This is a genomic window from Gordonia malaquae (genome assembly GCF_037148075.1).
Taxonomy (GTDB): Bacteria; Actinomycetota; Actinomycetes; order Mycobacteriales; family Mycobacteriaceae; genus Gordonia; species Gordonia malaquae.
Genome location: NZ_JBBCUB010000005.1, coordinates 345,767 through 369,955, shown reverse-complemented (window position 1 = coordinate 369,955; position 24,189 = coordinate 345,767). Strand labels below are relative to the sequence as shown.

General features: G+C 66.6%; 26 protein-coding genes. 13 read left to right on the top strand and 13 right to left on the bottom strand.

What is annotated here, in order from left to right; translation table 11 throughout:
* Window positions 1-41: 41 nt before the first annotated feature.
* Window positions 42-392 (top strand): DUF732 domain-containing protein, encoded by a 351-nt coding sequence (locus WFK36_RS18660; RefSeq protein ID WP_336793464.1) that lies wholly within the window; start codon window positions 42-44, stop codon window positions 390-392.
* 89 nt (window positions 393-481) lie between these two features.
* Here the strand turns inward: WFK36_RS18660 and WFK36_RS18655 are convergent, their stop codons facing one another.
* The 3 genes from WFK36_RS18655 to WFK36_RS18645 all read right to left on the bottom strand — a co-directional run bounded on the left by WFK36_RS18655 (window position 482) and on the right by WFK36_RS18645 (window position 5,304).
* On the bottom strand, window positions 482-2,107 hold the full coding sequence (locus WFK36_RS18655) for an ABC-F family ATP-binding cassette domain-containing protein (RefSeq protein ID WP_336793463.1): 1,626 nt from the start codon (window positions 2,105-2,107) through the stop codon (window positions 482-484).
* Between the two features lie 490 nt (window positions 2,108-2,597).
* The gene (locus tag WFK36_RS18650) at window positions 2,598-4,190 is read right to left on the bottom strand and encodes a VWA domain-containing protein (RefSeq protein WP_336793461.1); all 1,593 of its coding nucleotides are present in this window, start codon (window positions 4,188-4,190) and stop codon (window positions 2,598-2,600) included.
* Between the two features lie 262 nt (window positions 4,191-4,452).
* Complete coding sequence (locus WFK36_RS18645) at window positions 4,453-5,304, bottom strand: SDR family NAD(P)-dependent oxidoreductase (RefSeq protein ID WP_336793460.1); 852 nt, start codon at window positions 5,302-5,304, stop codon at window positions 4,453-4,455.
* Between the two features lie 74 nt (window positions 5,305-5,378).
* Between WFK36_RS18645 and WFK36_RS18640 the strand changes: the two genes are divergently transcribed.
* Genes WFK36_RS18640 through WFK36_RS18630 form a run of 3 tightly spaced genes read left to right on the top strand, consistent with a single transcriptional unit; the run spans window position 5,379 to window position 6,381 of the window.
* Entirely contained in the window at window positions 5,379-5,582 is a 204-nt protein-coding gene (locus WFK36_RS18640; RefSeq protein WP_336793459.1) for a CopG family transcriptional regulator, read from the top strand.
* Window positions 5,579-5,953, top strand: a complete 375-nt coding sequence (locus WFK36_RS18635) for a type II toxin-antitoxin system death-on-curing family toxin (protein ID WP_336793458.1) — start codon at window positions 5,579-5,581, stop codon at window positions 5,951-5,953. The genes WFK36_RS18640 and WFK36_RS18635 overlap by 4 nt, the downstream gene beginning before the upstream one ends.
* 32 nt (window positions 5,954-5,985) lie before the next feature.
* Window positions 5,986-6,381 (top strand): VOC family protein, encoded by a 396-nt coding sequence (locus tag WFK36_RS18630; RefSeq protein WP_336793456.1) that lies wholly within the window; start codon window positions 5,986-5,988, stop codon window positions 6,379-6,381.
* Here the strand turns inward: WFK36_RS18630 and WFK36_RS18625 are convergent.
* Together WFK36_RS18625 and WFK36_RS18620 are read right to left on the bottom strand one after the other, a co-directional pair.
* Window positions 6,366-7,025 (bottom strand): helix-turn-helix domain-containing protein, encoded by a 660-nt coding sequence (locus WFK36_RS18625; protein WP_336793455.1) that lies wholly within the window; start codon window positions 7,023-7,025, stop codon window positions 6,366-6,368. The two genes, WFK36_RS18630 and WFK36_RS18625, sit on opposite strands and share 16 nt — an antisense overlap.
* Window positions 7,022-8,602: an MFS transporter gene (locus WFK36_RS18620; RefSeq protein WP_336793454.1), complete on the bottom strand. Its 1,581-nt coding sequence runs from the start codon at window positions 8,600-8,602 to the stop codon at window positions 7,022-7,024. The genes WFK36_RS18625 and WFK36_RS18620 overlap by 4 nt, the downstream gene beginning before the upstream one ends.
* A gap of 81 nt (window positions 8,603-8,683) precedes the next feature.
* Between WFK36_RS18620 and WFK36_RS18615 the strand changes: the two genes are divergently transcribed.
* The gene (locus tag WFK36_RS18615) at window positions 8,684-8,818 is read left to right on the top strand and encodes a hypothetical protein (RefSeq protein WP_263053692.1); all 135 of its coding nucleotides are present in this window, start codon (window positions 8,684-8,686) and stop codon (window positions 8,816-8,818) included.
* A 77-nt stretch (window positions 8,819-8,895) separates the two neighbouring features.
* On the opposite strand, the gene WFK36_RS18610 is transcribed toward WFK36_RS18615, so the two are convergent.
* The 4 genes from WFK36_RS18610 to WFK36_RS18595 all read right to left on the bottom strand — a co-directional run bounded on the left by WFK36_RS18610 (window position 8,896) and on the right by WFK36_RS18595 (window position 12,840).
* Window positions 8,896-9,327 (bottom strand): DUF6918 family protein, encoded by a 432-nt coding sequence (locus tag WFK36_RS18610; protein WP_008378601.1) that lies wholly within the window; start codon window positions 9,325-9,327, stop codon window positions 8,896-8,898.
* Window positions 9,328-9,341: 14 nt separating this feature from the next.
* Window positions 9,342-10,202: a MaoC/PaaZ C-terminal domain-containing protein gene (locus WFK36_RS18605; protein ID WP_336793453.1), complete on the bottom strand. Its 861-nt coding sequence runs from the start codon at window positions 10,200-10,202 to the stop codon at window positions 9,342-9,344.
* A gap of 1 nt (window position 10,203) precedes the next feature.
* On the bottom strand, window positions 10,204-11,901 hold the full coding sequence (gene kstD, locus WFK36_RS18600; protein ID WP_336793451.1) for a 3-oxosteroid 1-dehydrogenase: 1,698 nt from the start codon (window positions 11,899-11,901) through the stop codon (window positions 10,204-10,206).
* A gap of 156 nt (window positions 11,902-12,057) precedes the next feature.
* Complete coding sequence (locus WFK36_RS18595; RefSeq protein ID WP_336793449.1) at window positions 12,058-12,840, bottom strand: VOC family protein; 783 nt, start codon at window positions 12,838-12,840, stop codon at window positions 12,058-12,060.
* Between the two features lie 195 nt (window positions 12,841-13,035).
* Between WFK36_RS18595 and WFK36_RS18590 the strand changes: the two genes are divergently transcribed.
* Window positions 13,036-14,472 carry an FAD-dependent oxidoreductase gene (locus WFK36_RS18590; protein ID WP_336793448.1) on the top strand — a complete coding sequence of 479 codons (1,437 nt, stop codon included), beginning with the start codon at window positions 13,036-13,038 and terminating at the stop codon, window positions 14,470-14,472.
* 4 nt (window positions 14,473-14,476) lie between these two features.
* Here WFK36_RS18590 and WFK36_RS18585 read toward each other — a convergent pair whose 3' ends face one another.
* Both WFK36_RS18585 and WFK36_RS18580 read right to left on the bottom strand, forming a co-directional pair.
* Window positions 14,477-14,851: a hypothetical protein gene (locus tag WFK36_RS18585; protein ID WP_008378611.1), complete on the bottom strand. Its 375-nt coding sequence runs from the start codon at window positions 14,849-14,851 to the stop codon at window positions 14,477-14,479.
* Window positions 14,851-16,017 carry a 3-ketosteroid-9-alpha-monooxygenase, oxygenase component gene (locus tag WFK36_RS18580; protein WP_336793447.1) on the bottom strand — a complete coding sequence of 389 codons (1,167 nt, stop codon included), beginning with the start codon at window positions 16,015-16,017 and terminating at the stop codon, window positions 14,851-14,853. Before WFK36_RS18580 ends, WFK36_RS18585 begins: the two co-directional genes overlap by 1 nt.
* A 136-nt stretch (window positions 16,018-16,153) precedes the next feature.
* Here WFK36_RS18580 and hsaA point away from each other — a divergent pair, with 136 nt between their 5' ends.
* From hsaA to WFK36_RS18545, 7 genes are all read left to right on the top strand, one after another.
* Window positions 16,154-17,338, top strand: coding sequence for a 3-hydroxy-9,10-secoandrosta-1,3,5(10)-triene-9,17-dione monooxygenase oxygenase subunit (gene hsaA / locus WFK36_RS18575; RefSeq protein WP_336793445.1), 1,185 nt, complete (start codon window positions 16,154-16,156; stop codon window positions 17,336-17,338).
* A gap of 36 nt (window positions 17,339-17,374) precedes the next feature.
* Window positions 17,375-18,289, top strand: a complete 915-nt coding sequence (gene hsaC / locus WFK36_RS18570; protein WP_336793443.1) for an iron-dependent extradiol dioxygenase HsaC — start codon at window positions 17,375-17,377, stop codon at window positions 18,287-18,289.
* 87 nt (window positions 18,290-18,376) lie between these two features.
* Window positions 18,377-18,952: a 3-hydroxy-9,10-secoandrosta-1,3,5(10)-triene-9,17-dione monooxygenase reductase subunit gene (hsaB, locus tag WFK36_RS18565; RefSeq protein WP_336793442.1), complete on the top strand. Its 576-nt coding sequence runs from the start codon at window positions 18,377-18,379 to the stop codon at window positions 18,950-18,952.
* Window positions 18,943-20,133 (top strand): hypothetical protein, encoded by a 1,191-nt coding sequence (locus WFK36_RS18560; RefSeq protein WP_336793440.1) that lies wholly within the window; start codon window positions 18,943-18,945, stop codon window positions 20,131-20,133. The genes hsaB and WFK36_RS18560 overlap by 10 nt, the downstream gene beginning before the upstream one ends.
* A 59-nt stretch (window positions 20,134-20,192) precedes the next feature.
* A complete protein-coding gene (locus WFK36_RS18555; RefSeq protein ID WP_008378622.1) occupies window positions 20,193-20,972 on the top strand; it encodes an SDR family oxidoreductase in 780 nt (259 codons plus the stop codon).
* Window positions 20,965-22,101 carry a sulfotransferase family protein gene (locus WFK36_RS18550; RefSeq protein WP_008378624.1) on the top strand — a complete coding sequence of 379 codons (1,137 nt, stop codon included), beginning with the start codon at window positions 20,965-20,967 and terminating at the stop codon, window positions 22,099-22,101. Before WFK36_RS18555 ends, WFK36_RS18550 begins: the two co-directional genes overlap by 8 nt.
* Before the next feature lie 78 nt (window positions 22,102-22,179).
* Window positions 22,180-23,406, top strand: coding sequence for an Nramp family divalent metal transporter (locus tag WFK36_RS18545; protein WP_336793438.1), 1,227 nt, complete (start codon window positions 22,180-22,182; stop codon window positions 23,404-23,406).
* A gap of 14 nt (window positions 23,407-23,420) precedes the next feature.
* Here the strand turns inward: WFK36_RS18545 and WFK36_RS18540 are convergent, their stop codons facing one another.
* Complete coding sequence (locus WFK36_RS18540) at window positions 23,421-23,735, bottom strand: DMT family transporter (RefSeq protein WP_336793436.1); 315 nt, start codon at window positions 23,733-23,735, stop codon at window positions 23,421-23,423.
* Between the two features lies 1 nt (window position 23,736).
* The gene (locus tag WFK36_RS18535; protein ID WP_336793435.1) at window positions 23,737-24,081 is read right to left on the bottom strand and encodes a DMT family transporter; all 345 of its coding nucleotides are present in this window, start codon (window positions 24,079-24,081) and stop codon (window positions 23,737-23,739) included.
* Window positions 24,082-24,189 lie beyond the last annotated feature (108 nt).

The following is a 24,189-nucleotide window of genomic DNA, read 5'->3' as shown; positions in this document are numbered from 1 at the left end:
CCGGTACTCTCGTCACGCCTCCTACAGATCGGACATCTCCCATGCGTGCACGACTGCTCTTCATCGCCCCGGTGATCGCCGGTGCTGCGTTCCTCGGAGCGTGCAGTGACGACGGATCGTCGTCGGACTCGACCGACCGCGCTGCATACCTCAAGGCGCTCGAGGCCTCCAACATCACCTTCGCCAACGATGACGAGGCCGTCGCCGTGGGCGAGCAGGCATGTGCCGACCTCAAGGCGGGCAAGTCCGTTCTGGAAGTGGCTCAGAACATCGAGGGCAAGGACGCCGGGCAGGGCGCGATCATCGTCGGCGCCGCGACCGGCTCGTTCTGCAGGGATCAGATCGGGATGAACCTTCCGGAGCTGTCGACCATCCCCGGTCTTCCCGGCTGACTCTGGCTCAACGCCTCAGGCGTCGATTCCCGCTCACGGACAAATCGCGAGCGGGAGTCGACGCCTGACGCGTTTGAGCCCCTCGAGGGCTACTCGGGGAGCTCCGCGCGCTGGGTGAGTGAGCCGTCCCGCCCGAGTTCGATGACGGTGTCGACGCCGATTCGTCGGAGGAAACCGACGTCGTGGCTGACGACGATCAACGCCCCGCGGTAGGCGTCGAGGGCCTCCGCCAGGTGTTCGACGCTGGCGACGTCGAGGTTGTTGGTCGGCTCGTCGAAGATCAACAGCTGACTCGGCGGTTCGGCGAACAGCAGCGTGGCGAGCGATGCCCTGAACCGTTCGCCTCCGGACAGCGTCGACACGGGCCGGTCGACGGCCGCGCCTCGGATCAGCAGTCGTGCGAGACGGTTCCGGACGTCGCCCGGCTCGACGTTCGGTGCCACCGCCTGGACGTTCGCCAACGCGCTCGCTGCATCGTCGAGGCCGTCGAGCCGCTGCGGAAGGTAGCCGAACGACGATGTGAGCAGGCGCCCCGACGCACGTCCGCCCTCGGGTTCGGCGCCCAAGACCAACTGGGTGAGCAGAGTCGTCTTGCCGGAGCCGTTCGGCCCGACGATCGCGACGCGCTCGGGGCCCGCGACGACGACGGTCCCGGACGCCGTGGAGTCGGCGCCGGTGAACTCGGCGAGATGCCGGCTCCGTGGCAGATCGGGTGCGGGCAGCACCAGTGAGATGTGGTCGTCGTCGCGGATCAGGGCGTCGGCGGAGTCGGCGGCGGCCTGCGCATCGGCGATCTTGTCGTCCAGGGTTGTCCGAAGTGCGCCCGCCGACTCCTGCGCTCGGCGTTTCCGGGCACCGGCGAGGATCTTCGGCAGTCCGCCGTCGAGCTGTGCCTTCTTGCCGACTTTCGCTCGGTGAGCCAACCGGGTCTCGGCCTCGACTCGCTGTCGCTTCTCGGCTTTGAGCGTCTGCTGCGCCGTGCGCGCCGCCTGCTCCGCCGCGGCCTGCTCGGCGTCCAAATGCGACCGCCACTCGCTGTACGGCCCGCCGAAGACGGTCACCTCGCCGTTGTAGAGCTCCGCGGTGGAGTCCATGTGTTCGAGGAGTTCCAGGTCGTGGCTGACGACGATCAGCGTGCCGGGCCAGTCGTCGACCATCGCGGCGAGCTTCGCCCGGGTGGGACGGTCGAGATTGTTCGTCGGCTCGTCGAGCAGGGTGATCGGAGTGCGTCGCAGTGCGAGTCCGGTGACCGCGATGAGCATCGCCTCGCCGCCCGACACCTCGGCGACTCGGCGGTCGAGGTCGTCGGCGGTGAATCCGATCCGATCGAGAGCCTGCGCGGCACGGGCTTCGATGCCCCAGTCGTCTCCGACGGTCTCGAAGTGGGCCTCGTCGACCTCGCCGGCTTCGATGGCCCGCAGCGCGGCGAGCGTGCGGTCGATTCCGAGAAGCTCGGCCACGGTCGTCTCCGTGGTGAGAGTGAGGGTCTGAGGCAGATACCCGACGTCGCCGGCGGTGTCGATGCGTCCTGCTGTCGGAGTGAGCAGTCCGGCGATCAGCCGGAGCAGCGTGGACTTGCCGGAACCGTTGCGGCCGACGAGGCCGGTGCGGCCTTGGGTGAACGTCCCGTCGACGTGCGACAGGGCGATGGCGCCGTCGGGCCACGCGAAGGAGAGATCACGCAGGGTGACGGCAGAATTCTGGGGTGTAGACATGTGGAGACGACTCGATTCGTCGAGCGCCGGAGGGACAGCCCTGGGCGCGAGGGAAAGAGAGCATCGGACACACAATCGGGCGGACCGTCTCTGGCGACGGCCGTTCATTCATCGACTGCAGTGTGCCCGCCGGGGTTCGGCGGGCTAGACATCCTCGATCGCAAGCAACTCCACGCCCAGTACGGTACCCCGGCTCCCAGGGCGTCCGCATCTCATTAACTGCGTACGTTGTGCCGCAAACGTCACGTAGGGGTGGCGTACGAAACGCACCCCGGTGATACTTTCCTTCCATGTTGTGAGTTTCGTGATCGGCGTGTGTTCCTGCGGTGACCGGCAAGGAATCGGCCTATGTGGGTCTTTGCCACGTGATGGCGTATCGCCATAGCGGAAGCCGCCGCCACGTCACGCCGGGCAGCACCACCTCGGCGGTCTGTTTGACCTCGGCATAAGTGGAAGTGCCTTCCCGTCCAATGGGGCCGACTTGCGAGAGTCAGGCGCCTTCGACGCGGTACGACACCGCGCGGAGCAGGATCTGGCCGATGTCCTTCGGATCCTGTGCGATGAAGGAGCTTCCGCCGGTGGCGTCGGAGATCTTCTTCAGGGCGTTCACGTCGGCGTCCTTCGAGATGCCGACGGTGATGATCGGGATCCTCCGGGCCGGGTTCTTCATGATGTTGAGCTCGGACACCAGCTGCTCGAGCGTGATGCTGTTGCGGTCCTCGTTCCGGCCGTCGGTCATGAGGATGACGCTGTTCGAGTACGCCGGGTCGTACGTCTCGTAGACCTTCTTGAAGGATGCGAGCGCGGTGTCGTACAGGCCGGTGCCGCCGTGCAGGTTGGAGAGACTGTTGTCGATGGCGGCCGCGAGGAGATCCTTGTTCGACTTTCCGTCCGTGGTGCCGAGCACAGGGCCGATCGGCACCACCTCGCGGTACGGGATCCCTTCGCCGCCGCGGTCACTGCTGAACTCCCAGTAGCCGAGCGAGGTGTTGCGCGGGAACTTCGACAGGCCGAACACCGACGCGTCACGAAGCAGTTCGGCGCGCGACTTGCCGCCCGCGTCCTGTTTCATCGAGCCGGACACGTCCTGAACGACGAGAGCACGGATCGGCAGGGTCAACGCCGTCCACTTGCGCTGGATGTTGTCGACGAGTTCACGGTTCGGCGGGACGATGATGTTGGCGTTGCCGACACCGCGGTCGTCGGGCAGCGGTGAACTGTCGGCGGGCCGGATGTTCTCGGACTGCCGGATCTTCTTGCCCTCATCGGTCTGCAAGACAGATGTGAGGGCGACGATGGCGTCATCGGCGGGCGCTTCGCGGTCGCCCTGCGCGACGTTCGCGATGCGGTAGTCGAGGGCGACGGTGCCCGACTGCGGCACGGCCGCGTTGATGGCTGCATTGGGCTCAGCGGCTTTGAACGCCGCGAACACTCGTTCGGTGGTGAGAGCGAGGGACGGCTTGTCGCTCGCGGCCATCGCCTTGAGGTCCGGGGCGCCGTCCTCGTCGTTCATGCGGAGTGCGCGCATCGTGAGGGTGTCGATCAGCTGCTGGTGCGTCATCGAACCGGACGACATCTCCGCGAGCGCCCCGACGACGGCGGCGTTGCTGACATCGCTCTTGGCGGGCGGATCGACGCGGAGCGCAGGCATCGTGAGAACCTTCGACCACGACGGCAGATCCGGGAGTTGATGGCCGGCGACGACGACGGGAGACGTGCCGAGCGACGGGCCGATGTCCGACCACGTGCGGCCGAGCGTGTTGGCGACCTGCCGAACCCGCGTCGGCGACTCCGCAACCCAGATGTCGGGCGCGTCGGCCTGCGTCAGACGGTCGTTGACGTGGCTGGCGGGAACGGCTTCGACGGTGTAGTCGATGCAGCTGTTCTTCTCCGCCTGGTCGGCCAACTGGGTGACGTAACCGCCGAGGTCGCCCTCGACGATCACCGAGATATCGCTGACGTCGCTGCACTCACCGTGCTTGGCGTCCCAGACGGCGTAGACCCCGCCGCCGAGTCCGACGACGAGCGCTACTGCGAGACCTGCACGCAACCCCTTCTGGGGCGCGGTGGTGTGTTGGCCCATATTTATGGCTCTCCTCGCAAAAAACGTCGTGAATGCGAAGAGGCTAGCCTATATGAGTGAGTCGACGCACATGAGTCGCGAGTCGTGGCGCATTTGGTTGTACTTCGCGTGTCGCCGCACGTCACACTGTGCATCCCGGCGGATCGACTCCCGCAGGCCCTGGGGATGCGCCATCCGCAAACTGTACGTCAATCAGAAAACCGCTGACAGCATAATATGCATCGACCAGCAGCAAATCTGCCGCGCACCGGATCGATGCGGATCAATCCTTCCGTTCGGTGACGGAGCGTTGGTACGCGTCCCTCGCGGTGGACCCGGAAACTGCCTCGACCTGATCCGGCACAGCAAAACGCATCATTCGATCGCGCAACGGTTGCGGCAGGATTCCGCTGAACGCGATGAGTGGACTGATCTTCCCCGGCACCCACACGTGGAAGCGGCGGGTTCCGACCGCTTCGAACACGGCGTCCGCGACGTCGTCGGGCTGGAGCAGGGCGACCGATCCGGTGGCCGCGCCGGTGGCGAGTTCGGTGTCGACGACGGTCGGCATCACGACGGTCACCGTGACGCCGCTGCGGCGCAGCTCTTCCCGAACGCCCGTGAGGTAGCCGAGCACCCCGTGCTTGGTAGCTGCGTACGTCGACATCCCGGGCGGCGCGAGACGGGACGCCGACGATGCGACGGTGACGATCTGCCCGTGGCCTCGGGTTCGCATGGTCGGGGCGGCCAGACGCACACCGCGAATCACCCCGAGCAGATTGACGGCGACCATCGCCTCGGATGCAGTGGTCGGCTCCTCGTCGAACGGGCCCACCCACATCACTCCGGCGTTGTTGACCAGCACGTCGATCGGCCCCATGTCGGCGGCGACGGCGGCGAGGAACGCGGCGAACGACTCGTCGTCGGTCACGTCGAGCTGATAGCCGCGCGCGCCGGTCACCGTGGACGCGGCTGCCGTGGCGGAGTCCGCGTCGAGGTCGCCGATCGCGACCCGTGCTCCACCTGCGGCGAGTCGTCGGGCCGTCGCGAGCCCGATCCCGCGGGCGGCGCCGGTCACGGCGATCACCAGGCCGTCGGTGTCGGGCTGTTTGGTCTTCAGAAGGGGGATTCGCACGCACTCATACTGTTGCCTCGGGCTGCGGCGCGCAACGCCCCCGAAACGTGGTATCGAAGCGGTATCATCAGTTCATGGCGATGACTCTCCGATTGACGGACGAACAGGACCGGGCGCTCGAGCTCTTGGCGGAGGTTGACGGCGTCAGCAAGCAGGAGGCCGCAACCCGAGCGATCGTCGCGGCGGCGGCCAGGCGCACCAAAGACGCGCGAGTCCGGGAACTGTCGGACGCAGGTCGGGAGCGATACGCCGCATTGCTCGACCGTCTGGCGCAATGACCGAGTACCTCGATCTCGAAGACCTGCTGTTTCTGGCGAACGAGCTCGGGTGCCCCGCAGTTCGCGACGTGGGACTCCTCGACGCGGCTGCGCACCGTCCCCGATCGACGGTCTTCGGTTCAGACGCGTATCCGTCGATTCATGTGAAAGCGGCAGCGCTCTTGGAGTCCGTCGTCCGCAATCACCCACTGATCGATGGGAACAAGCGGCTCGGCTGGATGTCGGTCGTGGTCTTCTACGGTCTGAACGGATACGACGTCGACGCGCCTGACGACGATGCGTACGACCTGATCATCGCGGTGACCGCGGGCGCCGCCGGCGTCGATGAGATATCGGCTCGATTCGAAGCATGGTGTCCGAAACGTTCATGACAGTCGACGTCGGTGCACATAGCGTGAGGGTCATGACTTCTTCACCGCGCTTGAACGCGATCAGCATCGTCTGCGACAACCTCTCGATCTCTCTCGACTTCTACCGCCTGCTCGGGCTGGACATCCCCGAGACTCCGGCCGACGCGCCGCACGTCGAAGTGGATCTCGGCGGTTTCCGCGTCCTGTTCGACCCGGTGTCGACGATCATGTCATTCGACCCGGAGTGGACACGGTCGGCGCCGGGGTCGTCGGCGATGAGCTTGGCGTTCGAGTGCTCGACTCCCGCCGAGGTGGACGCCGTCGCCGCGAAGGCCGCCGAACGCGGCGGCGAGGTGGCCAGGGCGCCGTTCGACGCGCCGTGGGGCCAGCGGTACGCCACCGTGCGCGACCCCGACGGCAACGAGGTCGACCTCTACGCCGGCCTCTGACGAGACTGCGCGGGTGTGAACTGGGTGGGCCTGAACTGGGCGGGTCGACGCCCCGTCAACCGGACGATGTCGCGGTACAGGTGCGGGTAGTCGGCGTATCCGGCCGTCGCCGCGGCGTCGGACAGGTCGACGCCTGTCCGCATCAGATCGATGGCGCGACCGGCCCGCAGAATCACTTGGAGCCGTCGCGGCCCGTACCCGAACGCTGCGGCGGCTCTTCGGTGCAGGGTCCGTTCGGTGATGCCGAGGTGATCGGCGACATCGGCGACTGCAGCGCCCGAGGCCAACGCGCGGACCGTCGGCGTCACCCATCGATCGACGTCGAGCCGTGCCGCTGCGAGCCCTGCGCGCTCGGGGGTGCCGAGAGATCGGACGAGGGACGACCCGACGTCGGCGAGGGGCACCACGGAGTCGGTGAGTTCGTCCGCTGGCACACCGAGCAGCGCAGGAAGCAGCCCCGGCGAGAAGCGGATGCCGGAGATCCGCGAGCCGGCCCGGCGGGTCACGGTCCGAGGGCCGGTGTCGGCGCCTGCGACCCAGACGCCGTCGTCGTCCCACACGAGGTCCATGCAGCCGTCCGGGTAGACGAGCACGGATTCCTCGCCTACCCGATGCGACCAGTGCTCGACGCGGGGCACGGTCATGCCTCGGGTGAGGCGGCCGCGTCGAGATCGCGCGGTGTGAACCACCCCAGGAACACCGCGCCCGCGGCGAGGACGCCGCCGAGCACCAGGCACGCGGTCTGCATCGGCGGGAGGAACGCCGCCTGCGCGCCCGAGGTGATCGCTTCGGCGAGGCGTGCGCCTTCGGGCGGCAGGCTCTCGCTCACCTTGACAGCACCGGCGAGCGACCCGCGGATCGCCTCCTCGGCGGCACTGGCGGCCGCGGGGTCCTGCATGCCGATCTGGGCCTTCGCCGCGTCTGCCGTCGCGCCGATCCTCTCCTCGTAGCCTGCTGCCATGATGCTGCCCGCGAGGGCGATGCCGATGGCCGCGCCGAGTTCGCGGGCAGTGTCGTTCACCGCAGAGCCGACCCCTTGATTCTCCAGCGGGGTGTTCGACATGATCGCGGTGGTCGACGGAGCTGTCGCTAGGCCGATCCCGATCGCGCAGACTCCGAGCAGGGCGCCGACCTTCCAGTACTCGTCCGTCTCGACGATCCCGAGAAGGAGGACGCCGAGCGCTGCGATCGCCACCCCGACTCCGAGCACGAACTTCAGCGAGTAGCGCACCGCCACCCAGTTGCCGATCATCGCGAAGAGGCCGACACCGGCGACCATCGGGAACAGTGCCACGGCCGATTTGAGCGGTGAGTACCCGAACACCAGCTGCAACTGCTGCAGGACGAGGAAGAAGACTCCGAACGAGGCAAGGAACTGCAGTCCCACCGACAGCGAACCGGAAGCGAACGCTCGATTCCGGAACAGGTCGACGTCGAGCAGGGGATCGGTGCGTCGGTGTTCGACGACGATGAACACCGCGACGAGTGCAGCGCCGCCGATCAAGCAGATCAGGATCAGCGGGTCGGCCCATCCGCGGTGCGGTGCTTCGAGAAGACCGAACACGACACCTGCGACGGCCGCCATCGAGGTGAGGGAGCCGACGATGTCGAAGCGCCCCGGATTCTCGTCTTTCGACGTTCCGATGGTGAAAGTCAGCGCGAGAACGACAGTGGTCGAGACGGCGAACGTGATGAACACCGAATGCCAGTGGAAGAAGTTGAGCAGCACGCCGGTGACGAAGAAGCCTGCGATCGCGCCCGCACCCGCGACCGCCGCCCAGATGCTGATGGCGACGGCCCGGCGTTCGCGCGGTACACCCGCGGTGATCAGCGACAATGTCGTCGGCATGATGAGTGCGGCGCCTGCGCCTGCGACGATGCGCGTCGCGATCAACTCGGTGGGACCGTCCACCCAGATCGCCGACAGGGATCCGATCCCGAAGATCACGAGCCCGACGAGCAGCACGCCGCGGCGACCGAACCGGTCGCCGATCGCGCCGGCCGGGAGAAGGAGGGCGGCGAGCACGAGGGTGTAGCTGTCGAGGATCCACGTCATCTGTGAATTGGTCGATCCGGTGTCGGCGGCGATGCCGGGCAGGGCGGTGTTGAGGGCTGCCATCGCGGCGACGACAAGGCTCACCGCACTGCACGCGATCAGAATCAGCCACGCAGTCCGGAACGTCATCGACTTGTCATCTGTTCGATCGTCGACACGCACCATCACTTCACCTGTTTCATTTGTAACTTGTGTAACTGTAGTAACACGGATCGTAGAGCCGAACATGAGCGGAAGTGGATCATCATGGCTGCACAGCAGGTCGCATCATCGGCGCGGATCGAGAATGCGCGTCTCCACATCGGGCGAGTGTTGATTCTGTTGGCCGGAGTGATCGGCGTGATCGCCGCACTCCTGCTCATCGTCACCAGCGCTGCCTGACCATAACTGACATTACGGCAGACGCCGCCCGAAGCACAGAGCTTCGAGCGGCGCCTGAACGGGAGTGACCGTGAGGGTCAGCCCGCGTACTTCTCAATGACGCCGCCCACTGCGGGGAGTGCCTCGACCACATAGTTCTTCGCCTTGCCGCGGACGGCCTTGTAGGCCTTCGACAGGGCCGCGGGAGCCGACTCGGTTCGGCTGTCGGTCACCGCGAGGAGCGCCTCGGTGGCGGCGTCGCTGTTGGCGGCCAGATGGGCGCCGAACGCGGTGCCTGCGGGCTTCGAGTCCCACAGCGGCGAGAGAGCCGTCAAGAACTCGGGGAGCATCTTGTTGGTCGCACCGACCACCACACCCGGCTTGAACTTCTGCGCCGCACCGTATGCGGCCTTCAGCGTCGTGCCCGACAGGCCCGACTGCTTCTTCACCTCCGCATCGATCACATCGGCGAAATCGGCGGCCATGGCCTCACGGTTGTCGTCGAGAACGGGAAGCAGAGACGTGGACATGCAAGTCCTTTCAACTAGACAGTGCTGAAGATGACGTTGCCCAGGGCGGCCGCGCCGTCACGTTCGACGACGCTGGTTGCCGCGAGCAGTCGATCGCCATCTTCCCAGGCTTCGATCCGAAGTGTCTCGCCGGGGAACACCACGCCGGCGAACGTCACCGAGTAGTCGACCACTTTGCTCGCATCTCCGCCGTACACGGCGTCGACGACGGCGCGACAGACTGTGCCATAGGTGCACAAACCGTGCAGGATCGGCTGCGGGAACCCCGCGCCCTCCGCGAATGCGGGATCGCTGTGAAGCGGGTTCCGGTCCCCGCAGAGGCGGTACAGCAGGGCCTGCTGCGGCAGCGTCGGAACCGTGATCACGTGATCGGGCGCGCGATCGGGGTACTCGACCCGATTCGACGTTCCACGCTCGCCGCCGAAGCCGCCTTCGCCCTTGGCGAAGATCGACGACCGAGTGGTCCACAGGGGCTCGCCGGATTCGTCGACGGTCACCGCCTCCTGAACGATGACGGCCGCCGAACCCTTGTCCTGCAGTTCGGAGATCCGGGTGCGGGTGGTCGCGGATCCCGCCGCGGGGATCGGACGGTGCACGCGCACCTGCTGGCTGCCGTGCACGACCTTCGCGAGGTCGATGTCGACGCCGGGGAACACGACCTTCGGCGCCTCGGTGGCGAAGAAGTTCGCGGCCACGGTGGCGAACGACGGCAACGACTTGGGCGCCGCGTCGTCGACGTACTGCAGTCCGACGACGTCCATGGGGTCGGCGGCGGCGCCGACTGCCAGGTTGTACGACGCGATCTCACGTGCGGTCCACGAGAACGACTGCTCGCCGAGATCGGCGCCGAGAGCGATGGAGGGATCGATGGGCATGTCAGGCTCCTGCGTGAGTGACGTCGCCCTGGCGTGCCTTGTCGGCGGCGTCGAGGGCGGCGAGGTATCCGAAGACCATGGCGGGTCCGATGGTGGCGCCGGGGCCGGCGTACGTGTGGCCCATGACCGGCGCGCTCGTGTTGCCTGCGGCGTACAGGCCGTCGATGACGCTGCCGTCGGCGCGGAGCGCACGTCCGGCGACGTCGGTGTCGATTCCGCCCTTGGTGCCGAGGTCGCCCGGAACCATCTTGACGGCGTAGAACGGGGCCTTGTCGACGACGCCGAGGTTCGGGTTCGGCTTGTTCGTCGGGTCGCCGTAGTAGTTGTCGTAACCGCTGACGCCGCGACCGAACTCGCTGTCGACACCGCTGCGGGCGAAGCCGTTGAAGCGCTCGGTGGTGGCAGTCAACGCGTCCACCGGGACGCCCATCTTCTCGGCCAGCTCGGCGATGGTGCCCGCCTTGACGATCGCACCCGACTCCAGCCAGCTACGGGGGATCGGCTGGCGTGCGGGCAGGCCTGCGAAGAGGTAGCGGTTCCGGCAGCGCTGGTCCATCACGAGCCAGGCCGGGATGTTGGCGCCGGGGCCGTCGCCCTGGCCGAAGTCGCCGCCGTACATCTGGTGGCCTGCCTCGACGTAGGGGAGCGACTCGTTCATGAAGCGCACACCGCGCTCGTTGACCATGAAGGTGCCCGGGACGTTGCGCTCGGACAGCGCGAACCACGGGCCCTTCGGCAGCGGGATGGTCGGGCCCCACCAGGCGTCGTCCATCAGGGAGACGTCGGCGCCCGCATCGAGGGCCGCGCGGATGCCGTCGCCGGTGTTCGACGCGGCGCCCGTGGTCCATTCGGTGCCGATCGGCGCCCGCTGGTACTGCGCGCGCATCTCGGCGTTGTGGTCGAAGCCGCCGCTGGCCATGATCACGCCGTACTTCGCGCGGATCTCGGCGGGAGCGCCGTCGGACTCGATCTTCGCGCCGACGACCTTGCCGTCCTCGACGATCAGGCCGGTGAGCGGAGTGCTCAGTCGGATGTCGACGCCCGCGTTGCGGCAGCCGATCAGGAGCTCGGCGGCGAGCGCCGCGCCCATCGCGATCATCTTCTTGTTGCGGCTCTTGGACCAGGTGAAGCGTCCGGCGACCTTCGCCATCTTGGCGATGCCGCGCCAGTGGCGCATGCCGACGTTCATCCACTTGTAGTCGCTCTGCAGCACCACCATGTTGAGCGGCGCCTTGGTGTACTGCGGGTGCAGGGTCGCGAGGTCGTCGCCCAGGAGGCGGGCGTCGAACGGGCGAGGCTCCACGCTGCGTCCACCGACGCGTCCGCCAGGGGCCTCCGGGTAGTAGTCCGAGTAGCCCTTGACCCATTCCAGATTCAGCGGGGAGTTCGCGATCAGGTAGTCGAGTGCTTCGGGGCCGCGGTCGATGTAGGCGTCGATGCGGTCGGCAGGTGCGTGCTCGCCGATGATCGAGTGCACGTAGGTGCGGGCCGCGTCGACGGTGTCCTCGACGCCGTCGCGCTTGAGCACGCTGTTGTTCGGGATCCAGACGCCGCCGCCGGAACGAGAGGTGGAGCCGCCCCAGTACGGCGACTTCTCGATCAGGACGGTCTTGAGGCCCTTCGTCTTCGCGGTGAGCGCGGCTGCCAAGCCTGCCCCGCCCGCTCCCACGACGATGACGTCGAACTCTTCGGTGGCCATGTGTTTCCCTTCGAACTCCACAAAACTAGAACACGTTTCAGTCTAGGTTAGACGATTGTGTGGGTCGAGGGGTCGCGGGGAGTTTCCGCCGACTGTGACGACATGCTGGTCACAATCGGCGGAGAGCACCAGAGGGGCGTCCCGCCAGGCGAGACGTCACATGTCAGCGGGTGGCGTGGCGATGCAGATCGCGGCGCCGAGCGGGTCCTTGAAGGACGCGAGAACGCCGAACGGGGTGTCGTCGGCAGGCATCAGGACGGTGCCGCCGAGTTCGATCACCCGCTCCAGCGTCGCGGCGACGTCGTCGACGGTGATGTACACCTGCCAGAACGACGGGTGGTCGTCGCCCAGCATGCCCGCCGCGGCCATGATCCCGGCCTGCGCCTCCCCGTTGATGAGGACCTGCGAGTACTGGTTCGGTCCGCCTTCTGTTCCTTCGCCGATCTCGACGAGCGACCAACCGAAGACCTTCTCGTAGAACGATTTGGACGCCGCGTAGTCCATGCTCATCTCGTCGAACCAGTACGGCGCCCCGTGCTCGCCCATGGTTGCGAAGCCGGTGTGCAGACCCGGCTGCCAGAGGCCGAACGCGCCGCCCGCTGGATCGGCGAGGACCGCCATCGACCCGAGGTCGCCGATCGGCATCGGCGGGGCGAAGATCGTTCCGCCTGCGGACTCGGCAGCAGTGACGGTGGAGGACAGGTCGTCGGACCGGAAGTACACGGTCCAGACCTCGGACGGGCTGCCGTCCATCGCGGGACCGAGGCCCGCGACGGGTTCGCCTGCGCGGAGGAAGTTGCGGTAGCCGCCGAATTCGGCGGCAGGCTCGTCGGCGGTCCAGCCGAACAGCGCCGTGTAGAACTCGGCTGCTCGATCGGGATCGGACGACGCGAGATCGAACCAGATGGGTGCGGTGGATGCGGGCGTGTGAGCTGGCATGGCGGACTCCTCGTCCAGTGGTTGGGGCACCCCTGATTCTTCGCCCGCTCGGCCATGATGTCGACCGGTTCTCGCATTCGGTTCTCGACAGCACGACAGGCTGCGTCCCACTCGGCGGGACCTGTTCTTGCCGATTCCTGCGGTTGCCCAGAGTCTGCAGGGAGGAGTTCGATCGGACGACAGGACGGGTGAACGATGACGGAGTTCAGCGAGCAGTACGACGTGGTGGTGATCGGGTCGGGCGCCGCGGGATCAGCTGCAGCCCTCGAGGCGACGGCGAACGGCGCGTCTGTGCTGGTCGTCGAGAAGTCGCCGGAATCGTCGGCGGGCGGCAACACACGAGTGTCCGGCAGTGGGTGGTTCGTGAACCGGGACGCCGATCGTGCACAGGTCTTCCTGCGTACGTTGAACGGGCCGTTTCCCGTCGCCGACGACGTGGTCGAGGCGTGGGCGCAGGCGACGGTCGGGCTGTCGGACTGGATGCGGTCAATGGGCGCCGACGTGGGACGCAGCGGCGATTTTCACACCGAGCCCGAGTATCAGGAGCTCGACGGAAGCGACTGCTACGCCGGAATGGACACGATCGGCGGACGGATGGGAGACGGACTCCTCTACGGTTTCCTCCGCCGCGCCCTGGAGGAGCGCGGTGTCGAAGTGCGGTTCGGCACTCGTGCGACGGCCCTGGTCACCGACGGTGGGGCGGTTGTCGGCGTCGACGTCGACGGTCCCGCCGGGCGGTCGCGGATCGGCGCGCGGGGTGGTGTCGTGTTGGCCACCGGAGGGTTCTCCGCGAATCCGCAGATGGTCCGCGACTACCTCCGAGTCGAGGAACACGTGCTGTGGGGATCACCCGCGTCGACCGGTGACGGCCACGCGATGGCCCAACAGATCGGAGCCGACCTCTGGCACATGGACAACATGATGACGATCACCGGCATCCGCGGTGATGACGAGTTCGGTCACTTCCTCGCGCTGTGGGGTGCCCAGAGCTACCTCTGGGTGGGCGACGACGGGCGACGTTTCATCGATGAGACCGCAACGCCGAAGCATGGACACACGGTGCGCAGCGGACGGCACGAACTGTTCCCTACCAGGGCGTTCCACCTGATCTTCGACGAGGCGGTCCGCTCCGCCGGACCGCTCAGCCCGACCCCGGATGTGCTTCCGGTGGGCTGGAACATGTTGATGAAGGACACCCGGTGGAGCGCCGACAACAGTGCGGAGATCGAGTCGGGAATGATCGTTCGAGCCGACACCCTGGCCGAACTGGCGGACGCGATCGGACTCGACGCGGACGTCCTGGTCCGCAGCGTGGAAACCTATAACCAGGCGTGTGACGACGGAGTCGACGACCTGTTCGGCCGCGCAGCGGCGACATTGGCTGCGGTCCGGCAGGGCCCGTTCCACGCTATGCGCGTCACCCCGCTGCTCGGATGGAGCAACGGTGGTCCGCGCCGGGACGGTCGGTCGCGTGTCCTGCGGACCGACGGATCGGTGATCGACGGGCTCTACGCGGCAGGCGAGGTCAGCTCTACGTACAGCTGGCGGAAAGACGGCGGCTTCCACATCGCCGACGCCCTCGCGTTCGGCCGGGTCTCCGGCCGGGAGGCCGCCGCTCGCGCCGCGAACTGACGCGTCACCAGTACCCGTCGGGATCGGTGACCGGCGACTCCTTGGGAATGATGCCCTCGGACACGCCGTGGTCGATGCTTGCCGACATGCGCGGGCATGTCGGCAGCATCGCGGGGTTGCCGCCCTCGGCGAGGATCGCCGAGAACTCGGGGCATCGGGCGCGGGCGTCGTCGTTCCACTGGACGCTCGTGTGATGCGGGCTCGTCTTCTTCACGAGCACGCACGCGTGACACGTCCGGCATTCGATCTCCGACATCCCGCCCGCAAGATAGTGCCTGCGGTCGCGAGCGGTGGCGTCGGCGATCGACGACAGCCGGGCCGGGTCGTCGGTGTAGTCCGGCGCCTTCGCCCAGCCGCCGCCCGATGCCAGTGCGGTCATCAGACCGACGCGCCCTTGGCGGCTTCAGCGGCCTCTGCGGCAGCCTTCTCCTCGGCCTGAATCGCGAGGTTCTCCTGAACCTCGATGTTCCAGTTCTCCAGGGCCTTCTCGGTGTCGATCTCGTACTCGAAGCGGCCGACCATCTCGTCGGTCACATCGTCGACGTCGACGTAGTACTGCTCGTACCAGCGACGCAGCTGGTACACCGGGCCGTCCTCTTCGACGAGAAGCGGGTTGTCGATGCGGGTCTTCCGCTTCCAGATCTCGACGTCCTGCATGAAGCCGACCTCGACACCCTGCGTGATCTTCTTCGCCATCTTCGCGCCCTGCTCAGGCGAGAAGCCTTCGGGAATCTTCGCCATCACGCCGAACATGAGGACGAACGAGTTCGAGTCGATCGGGTAGTGGCAGTTGGTGAGGATGGTCTCGACCGCGTACTCGCCGTAGTACTGCACCATCGGGTTCAGCATGTATGACGGACCGTAGTAGGCGGCGATCGACTCGAGGCGGGTGTCGCCGTAGGCCGTGGACAACGCGACGTCGGGACGGCCGTGCGAGTTCATGTACTGCGCCGCGGTCTGGCCTTCGAAGACGTTCTTGAAGTAGTCGGGCAGGGCGTAGTGCACGTAGAAGAAGTGCGCCATGTCGACGACGTTGTCGATGATCTCGCGGCAGTTGGAGCCCTCGATGACGAGCTTGTTCCAGGTCCAGCCGGTCCATTGACCGTCGCCGAACTCGGCGAGCTCGGGAATGATCACTTCTTCCGGCGGCGGATTGCCCTCGGGGTCGTTGTAGACGAACACCTGGCCGTTGCGCTGCATCGTCGGCCACGTGCGGGTCTTCGCGAGCTTCGGGTGACGCTTCGCGTACGGCACCTCGGCGCAGCGGCCCTTGCCGTTCCACTGCCAGCCGTGGAACGGGCACGCGACGTTGTCGCCGCGGACCTTGCCCTGCGACAGGTCGGCGCCCATGTGGCGGCAGAATGCGTCGAGACATTTGACGTCGCCGTTGCTGTCCGCCCAGACGACGAGCTTGGTGCCGAAGATCTCCAGCGAGTGCGGCTTGCCGTCGGTGTACTCGTCGACCAGACCGATGCAGTGCCAGCCACGTGCGAAGCGGGTGGGCGGGGTGCCGGTGTCGATCTCGCGGATTGCAGTGTCAGTCATCTCGTTGCTCCTCGTCGATGTCTGCTCGTTCAGTGCTCGTATAGATCGATAGTAGAACATGTTCCACTCAAAACGAGAACGTGTTCTAATATTGGTCATCGACAGGCATTCGGCCCGACGGAACAAGGAGAGTCACATGGGAGCACAGCGGAGTGAAGCCGCACAGCAAGTGCTGAACAAGATCGACGCATTGCTGCCGGAGCTCGCGCAGCGCGCGCAGTCCACCGAGGATGCGCGTCGCGTTCCCGACGAGGTCGCAGAACTGCTGGCCGAGACCGGTTTCTTCAGACTCATGCAGCCCGCGCAGTGGGGCGGCCACGAAGTCGACCCGGTCACCTTCTACGAGGCCGTCCGTCGCATCGCGACCGCATGCGGATCGACGGGCTGGGTCGCAGGCATCATCGGCATCCACAACTGGCACCTCGCACTGTTCCCCCAGCAGGCGCAGGAAGACGTGTGGGGTGAGGACACGAGCGTCCGCATCTCGTCGTCGTACGCGCCGATGGGCATGGGCGAAGTCGTCGAGGGTGGCTACAAGGTCAACGGTTCGTGGGCGTGGTCGTCGGGCAGCGACATCGCCGACTGGGTGGTCGTCGGCGGTCCGGTGTTCAAGGACGGCAAGCCTGTCGACTTCGTCAGCTTCCTGATCCCGCGCAGCGACTACAACATCAAGGACGTCTGGAACGTCGTCGGCCTGCGCGGCACCGGCTCGAACACCATCGAGGTCAAGGACGCTTTTGTCCCGAGCCACCGCATGTTGAGCTTCCGCACCATGAGCATGGGCCAGGCGCCGGGCCTCGAGCGGAACACCGCGCCGGTCTACAAGATGCCGTGGGGCACCATCCACCCGTCGACCATCTCGGCGCCGATCGTCGGAATGGCGTACGGCGCATACGCCGCGCACGTCGAGCACCAGGGCAAGCGCGTCCGCGCCGCGTACGCCGGCGAGAAGGCCAAGGACGATCCGTTCGCCAAGGTGCGTCTCGCCGCGGCCGCCAGTGACATCGACGCCGCGTGGCGTCAGCTGTCGGGCAACCTGCAGGACGAGTACGACCTGATCGTCGCAGGCGAGGAGGTTCCGATGGAACTGCGTCTGGCCGCTCGTCGCGACCAGGTGCGCGCCACCGGCCGTGCCATCGCCTCCATCGATCTGCTGTTCGAGAACTCCGGCGCCAACGCACTGGAGAACGGCACGCCGATTCAGCGATTCTGGCGCGATGCTCACGCAGGCCGCGTCCACGCCGCCAACGATCCCGAGCGTGCCTACCAGGCGTTCGGCAACGGGGAGTTCGGCATCCCCATCGGCGACACGATGGTCTGAGTCGCGACGAACTTTCAAGAACCCAAGGAAGAAGCAATGACTGACGACCAGAGCCCCATCCGGTCTCTCGGCTACATGCGGATCGACGCCACCGACATGGATGCGTGGCGCGAGTACGGACTGAAGGTCCTCGGCATGGTCGAGGGCACCGGAACCATCCCGGGCGCCCTTTACCTGCGAATGGACGACTTCCCGGCGCGACTGGTGATCGTCCCGTCCGACCGTGATCACCTCGCGTGCTCGGGTTGGGAGACGGCGAACGCCGCGGCGCTGCAGAATGTTCGCGATCGGTTGACCGAGAACGGCGTGGAGTTCCGTGAGGGCACTGCCGACGAGATCGCCGACCGCCGCGTCGCCGAGCTCATCGTGTTCTCGGATCCGGACGGCAACGTCCTCGAAGCGTTCCACGGTGTCGCACTGCAGCACCGCCGCGTGGTGAGCCCCTACGGCCACAGCTTCGTCACCGGAGAGCAGGGCCTCGGTCACGTGGTCCTGACCACAACCGACGACGCGAAGGCGCTGGCCTTCTACCGTGACGTGCTCGGCTTCCGACTGCGCGACTCGATGCGTCTGCCCCCGCAGGTCGTCGGCCGCCAGGAAGGGGAGGAGCCGGCGTGGCTGCGCTTCTTCGGCTGCAACCCGCGCCATCACTCGCTGGCGTTCCTGCCGATCCCGAACAGCACCGGCATCGTCCACCTGATGGTGGAAGTGCCCGAGGCCGACGACGTGGGCTTGGCTCACGACCGTGCGCTCCGCAAGAAGGTCCCGATGTCGGCGACACTCGGCCGTCACGTCAACGACCTGATGCTGTCGTTCTACATGAAGACGCCCGGCGGCTTCGATGTCGAGTTCGGCTGCGAAGGACGCCAGGTGGACGACGACGAGTGGATCGCCCGCGAGTCGACGGCCGTGAGCCTCTGGGGCCATGACTTCACCATCGGCTTGAAGTAACACCCTCCCGCTGGGTGGATGACGGACTACCCGCTCATCCACCCGGCGGGTCTTCTTTCTTTCAGACGACAACACGAAAGAGATCGCATGGCACCGCAATCGCCGTACGGCACCGACGAATTCGATTCCCGACAGTTCCGGACGGCGATGGGGCAGTTCTGCACCGGCGTCACGGTCATCACGACGCTCGACGCCGACGACAATCCCGTCGGCTTCGCATGCCAGTCGTTTGCGGCGTTGTCGCTCGACCCGCCGCTCGTCATCTTCTGCCCGATGAAGACCTCGCGCACATGGCCGGTCATCGAAGAACGTGGATCGTTCGTGGTGAACATCCTGTCGAATCGGCAGCAGGACGTCAGCGCGACGTTCGGCGCCCCAGGCCAGGACAAGTTCTCGAAGATCGAATGGGATCCGTCGCCCGCCGGGCTCCCGGTTCTGCGGAACAGCCTCACCTGGGTGGAGTGCACGGTCGAGACCGTCACCGACGGCGGCGACCACCACATCGTGATCGGTCGTGCCAACGTCCTCGGCGAGGTCTTGCAGGACAAGCCGCTGCTGTTCTACCGGGGCGGATACCTGTCCACCGAGCATCCGCGGGTGACACCCGCTCAGGAGGAGCTCGAGAACTTCATCACCTGGAACGGTGGCGACACATGGCTGTGAACGAACCGACCTCGGTGACCAAGCCGTTCACCGACGCGATCGCCCAGGCCGAGTCGATGGTCGCCGCGGCGGAGTTCGCCGAGACCGACGCCGACCGCGCGGAGGGGCTCGACTACCTCGCGGGTGGAATCTCGTCGATCCTGCAGCTCGCGCGCTCGCACAGCAAGAGCCACCCGTACTTCGTGACGTCGACCGGCCCGTATTCCAAGATGGGTCTGGACAACCCGGACACGCTCTACTACCACGCGACCGTCGAGCCGGACGCCACGTATGTGGTGCGCGGAGTGCGCGGCAGCACCGTCGACCTGAGCTTCCAGGTGCTGCGCGGCGACTACACGCCGACGAACGTCCCCGGCGGTGACGACGCGTTCGACGACCGGCGCATCACCCTCGACGAGGACGGAGCGTTCGAGATCACGTTCGGTCCTGCTGTCGCCGACCCAGGACCCGGCTACTTCGTTCTGGGTGAGGGTGCCTCGATGCTCGCAGTGCGAGAGGTCTACGGCGACTGGGCGAGCGAGACCAAGGGGTCGGTGACCATCGAGCGCGTCGACACCGTCGGCACAGCGCCCGAGGAACCGGACACCGAGAAGGTCGCACGCCGCTATGCGATCGCGGCAAAGATGCTGACCGCGCGCATCAACACGTGGTTCAACTTCCCGAAGTGGTTCTACCTCGACGAGCCGGTCAACACGTTCACCGCGCCGCGCACCACGCCCGGCGGACTGTCGACGCAGTACTCCTCGGTCGGGCACTTCGATCTGCCCGCGGGGAAGGCGATGATCGTCACGGTCCCGAAGTCGGACGCGCCCTACCAGGGCTTCCAGCTGGGCAGCCTCTGGTACATCTCGCTCGACTACGTCAATCATCAGACGTCGTTGAACTCGGCGCAGGCTCAGGTCGACCCGGACGGCAACATCCGCCTGGTGATCTCGGCGAACGACCCCGGCGTCGCGAACTGGATCGAGACCACCGGCCGCAGGCGAGGCATCCTGCAGTTCCGCTGGCAGCGCACCGATGTCCCGATCGGCCCCGAACTCGGCCCGACAGCGGTGGTCGTCGACGACACCGACGTCGCCGCTCACCTCCCGTTCGCCGAGTCGAATCGGATCGACGCCGACGGCTGGGCGCAGCGGATCGCAGTCCGCCAGCGAGCCTTCGCCCGCCGAATGCTCGGCTGACTCTCCAACCGATCCCGGGTGCCCGAGCGCAGTCGAGGGGCCCATCGAAAGAGGAAACAATGTCTCTACTGCAAGACAAAGTCGTCGTCGTCTCCGGCGTCGGGCCGGGACTCGGTCGGTCGTTGTGTCTGCGCGCCGCCGCGCACGGCGCGCGCGTGGTGCTCGCGGCCCGGACTCAGTCCAGGCTCGACGACGTCGCCGCCGAGGTGCGGGACGCGGGCGGTCAGGCGCTTGTCGTCCCGACCGACATCACCGATGATGCGGCTGTCGATTCCCTCGTCGAAGCGGTGACCGCCGAGTACGGCGCCGTCGACGCGTTGATCAACAACGCCTTCGCGATGCCGTCGATGAAGCCGCTCGCGCGCACCGACTTCGACCAGATCACGTCGAGCCTGGACCTGACGGTTCTCGGCACGTTGCGTGTCATCAAGGCGTTCACGCCCGCGCTCGAGGCGTCGAAGGGCTCGATCGTCAACATCAACTCGATGGTGATCCGGCACTCGGAGCCGCGGTACGGCAGCTACAAGCTCGCGAAGTCGGCGCTTCTGGCCATGTCGCAGTCGCTCGCCACGGAGCTCGGCCCGAAGGGGATCCGCGTCAACAGCGTCGCTCCCGGCTACATCTGGGACGACCAGCTCAAGTGGTACTTCGGTGAGATCGCCAAGAAGTACGGGATCACCGCCGAGCAGGTGTATGAGCAGACGGCGTCCAAGAGCGACTTGAAGCGGCTGCCAGAGCCCGACGAGATCGCGGACGCGGCGGTGTTCCTCGCATCGTCGATGGCGGCCCCGATCACTGGCCACACTCTTGATGTGAACTGCGGTGAATACCATGACTGAGCCCCGTACTTCCGTCGGAACCGTCGAGGATCTGCACGCTGCCGCCACCCGAACGGTGGGACTCGACGACTTCGGCGACCAGGACTACCTGCCCGCACTCGCCAAGCTCCTGGAGTCGTACCGGGTGGACGCCGGGCTCACCGAGCTCGGCAGCAAGATGTTCCGGTTCTTCCTCAAAGGCGCGCTGATCGCGCGACTTCTCAGTGAAGCGGGATGGAAGAACAACCCGCAGTACGTCGACGTTCCGATCGAGCGGCCGGTGTTCGTCACGGGCCTTCCCCGCACCGGCACGACGGCCCTGCACCGTCTGCTTGCGGCCGACCCCGCTCACCAGGGACTCGAGATGTGGTTGACGGAGTTCCCTCAGCCGCGTCCGCCTCGCGACACGTGGGAGGACAATCCCGTCTTCCAGCAGATCGAGGCGGGCCTCAATCAGCATCATGTGGAGAACCCGGAGTTCATGGGCCTGCACTACATGAGTGCCGGTGAGGTGGAGGAGTGCTGGCAGCTGCTGCGTCAGTCGGTCATGTCGATCTCGTACGAGTCGCTCGCGTACCTTCCGACGTATTCGGCCTGGCTTGCCGAGCAGGACTGGACACCCGCGTACCAGCGGCATCGTCGAAACCTGCAGTTGATCGGCCTCAACGATCCGGGCCGACGCTGGGTGCTGAAGAATCCGAGCCATCTGTTCGCGCTCGACGCGCTGATGGCCGCGTACCCGGACGCCTTGATCGTGCAGACTCATCGCCCGCCGGAGACCATCATCGCGTCGATGTGCAGCCTCGCCGAGCATGCGACGGAGGGGCATTCGACGGTCTTCACGGGAGATCGCATCGGCCAGACGCAGCTCGACCTCTGGTCGCGTGGGCTGCGGTCGTTCTCGGAGGCGAGGGCCAAGTACGATCCGGCCCAGTTCGTGGACGTTCAGTTCGACGAGCTCCGCGCCGACCCGTTCGCCGCTGTCGGCCGGGTGTACGACGCTCTCGGCACTCCGCTGTCGGCGGAGGGGCGTGCAGCGATGGTGGCGCTCGACGCCGACTCCAAGTCGGGCGACCGCAAGCCGCAGCACAAGTATTCGCTCGCCGACTACGGTCTCACCGCGGAGCAGGTTGCGGCCGCTTTCGCCTGACGACCCTCCTGATGTGGCGGATATCCCACACTTAGAGTTCGGTTGACCGAACATTCTGATTCGATCTACCCTTACCTCGTGTTGAAACAACGAACTGCCGGGCGGATGCGATCAGTGGGCCTGCTCGGCCCCGCGTTCGTCGCGGCGATCGCCTATGTCGACCCCGGGAACGTTGCCGCCAACATCACGGCAGGTGCCAAGTACGGGTACCTGCTGGTCTGGGTGCTCGTCGTCGCGAACGTGATGGCCGTGATGATCCAGTACCAGTCGGCCAAGCTCGGTGTGGTGACCGGCCGGACCCTGCCGGAGACGATCGGCGGACGCCTCGGTCGTCGTGCCCGGATCGCGTATTGGGTGCAGGCCGAGGCCGTCGCTGGGGCCACCGACATCGCCGAGGTGATCGGTGGGGCGGTCGCCCTGCACCTGCTCTTCGGACTGCCGCTGCCGGTGGGCGGCGCGATCGTCGGCGTCGTGTCGATGGCGTTGCTGACCACCGCGAATCGCCGGTTCCAGCGTCGGTTCGAGGCGATCATCGTCGTCTTGCTCGCGGTGATCGTGGTGGGGTTCGTCGCGGGACTGCTCGTGGAACCGCCCGCGGCGGGTGACGTCCTCGGAGGACTCGTTCCACGTCTTCAGGGGACCGAGACCGTTCTGCTTGCGGCGTCGATGCTGGGCGCGACGGTGATGCCGCACGCGATCTACCTGCACTCGTCGCTCGTGGTGGACAGACACGGCCGGTCGATCGGGGAGGGGCGGATCGCGTCCCTGCTCAAGGCGACTCGCATCGACGTCGTGGTCGCGTTGCTGGTGGCGGGCACCGTGAACATCGCGCTGCTCGTGCTCGCGGCGACGAGCCTGTCCGGTCGCGACGGCACCGACACCATCGAGGGCGCCCACAGTGCGGTGCGCGACTCGCTCGGCCCGGTCGTCGCGGTGATATTCGCCATCGGCCTCCTGGCCTCGGGCATCGCGTCGACGTCGGTCGGCGCCTATGCCGGCGGCGCGATCATGTCGGGGCTGATCCGGCGTCGGATCCCGATGCTCGTCCGGCGGTCGATCACACTGGTGCCGGCGATCATCGTCCTCGCGGCCGGCGTCGACCCGACGATGGCCCTCGTCATCTCACAGGTGGTGCTGAGCTTCGGCATCCCGTTCGCGTTGATCCCGTTGCGCCGCTACACATCCGATCCCTCTTTGATGGGCGAGCACGCCGACCGCGCACCGCTTCGCTGGGGCTCGCTCGCATCCGTCGTCGTCATCGTGGCGCTCAACGTCGCGCTGCTTGTGCTCCTCGCAGCCGGCTGATCGTCGAGATCTAGTCAACCCATCTCGACGAGGAGTACTCCGACGATGATCAGGGTGATTCCGGCTGCCATTCGCATGGTGATCGGGTCCTTCCAGATGACGCGGGCGAGCGCCGCGATCAGCACGATGCCGAGCGCGGTCCAGACCCCGTACGCGACTCCGATGGGCACTCCTGTGCGTAGCGCCATGCCGAGAAAGAAGAACGCCGACACATAACTGATCAGGATCGGCGGTAGCCAGATCTTGCGAGTGAGGCCCTCGCTGGCGCGCAGTCCCAGGGTGCCGGTCACCTCGCCGACGATGGCGAGAATCAGCCACAGCCACGTCATGTCACGCTCCTTCGTCGGCTGTCGAGTGCGACGGCGACCCGAGCTCCACGAGGACGACACCCGCGACGATCACGCAGATGCCGGCGAGCGCTGTAGTCGAGAGGTGCTCGTCGAAGATCACCGATCCGAGCACGGCCACGATGCTGACTCCGAATGCTCCCCAAATCCCGTAGGCCGCGCCGATCGACATGCCGGCGCGGAGCGCGCGGGCCACGAGGTAGTACGCGAGGGCGTATCCGCACACGACGAATCCGGCGAACCACAGGTTGTCGACCGTTGCGCGCAGCGTGAGTGTTGAGACGACTTCGGCGACGATTGCGGCGGCCAGGTACCGCCATGCCTTCATCGGCTGAACGATTCGTGCGCAGTTCTGCGCATTGCAGGGTTCTGACACGGATTTCTCACGCAATGAGTTTGTCATCGCCGTCGCGGCGAAGTCCACTCCTTCCGCGAT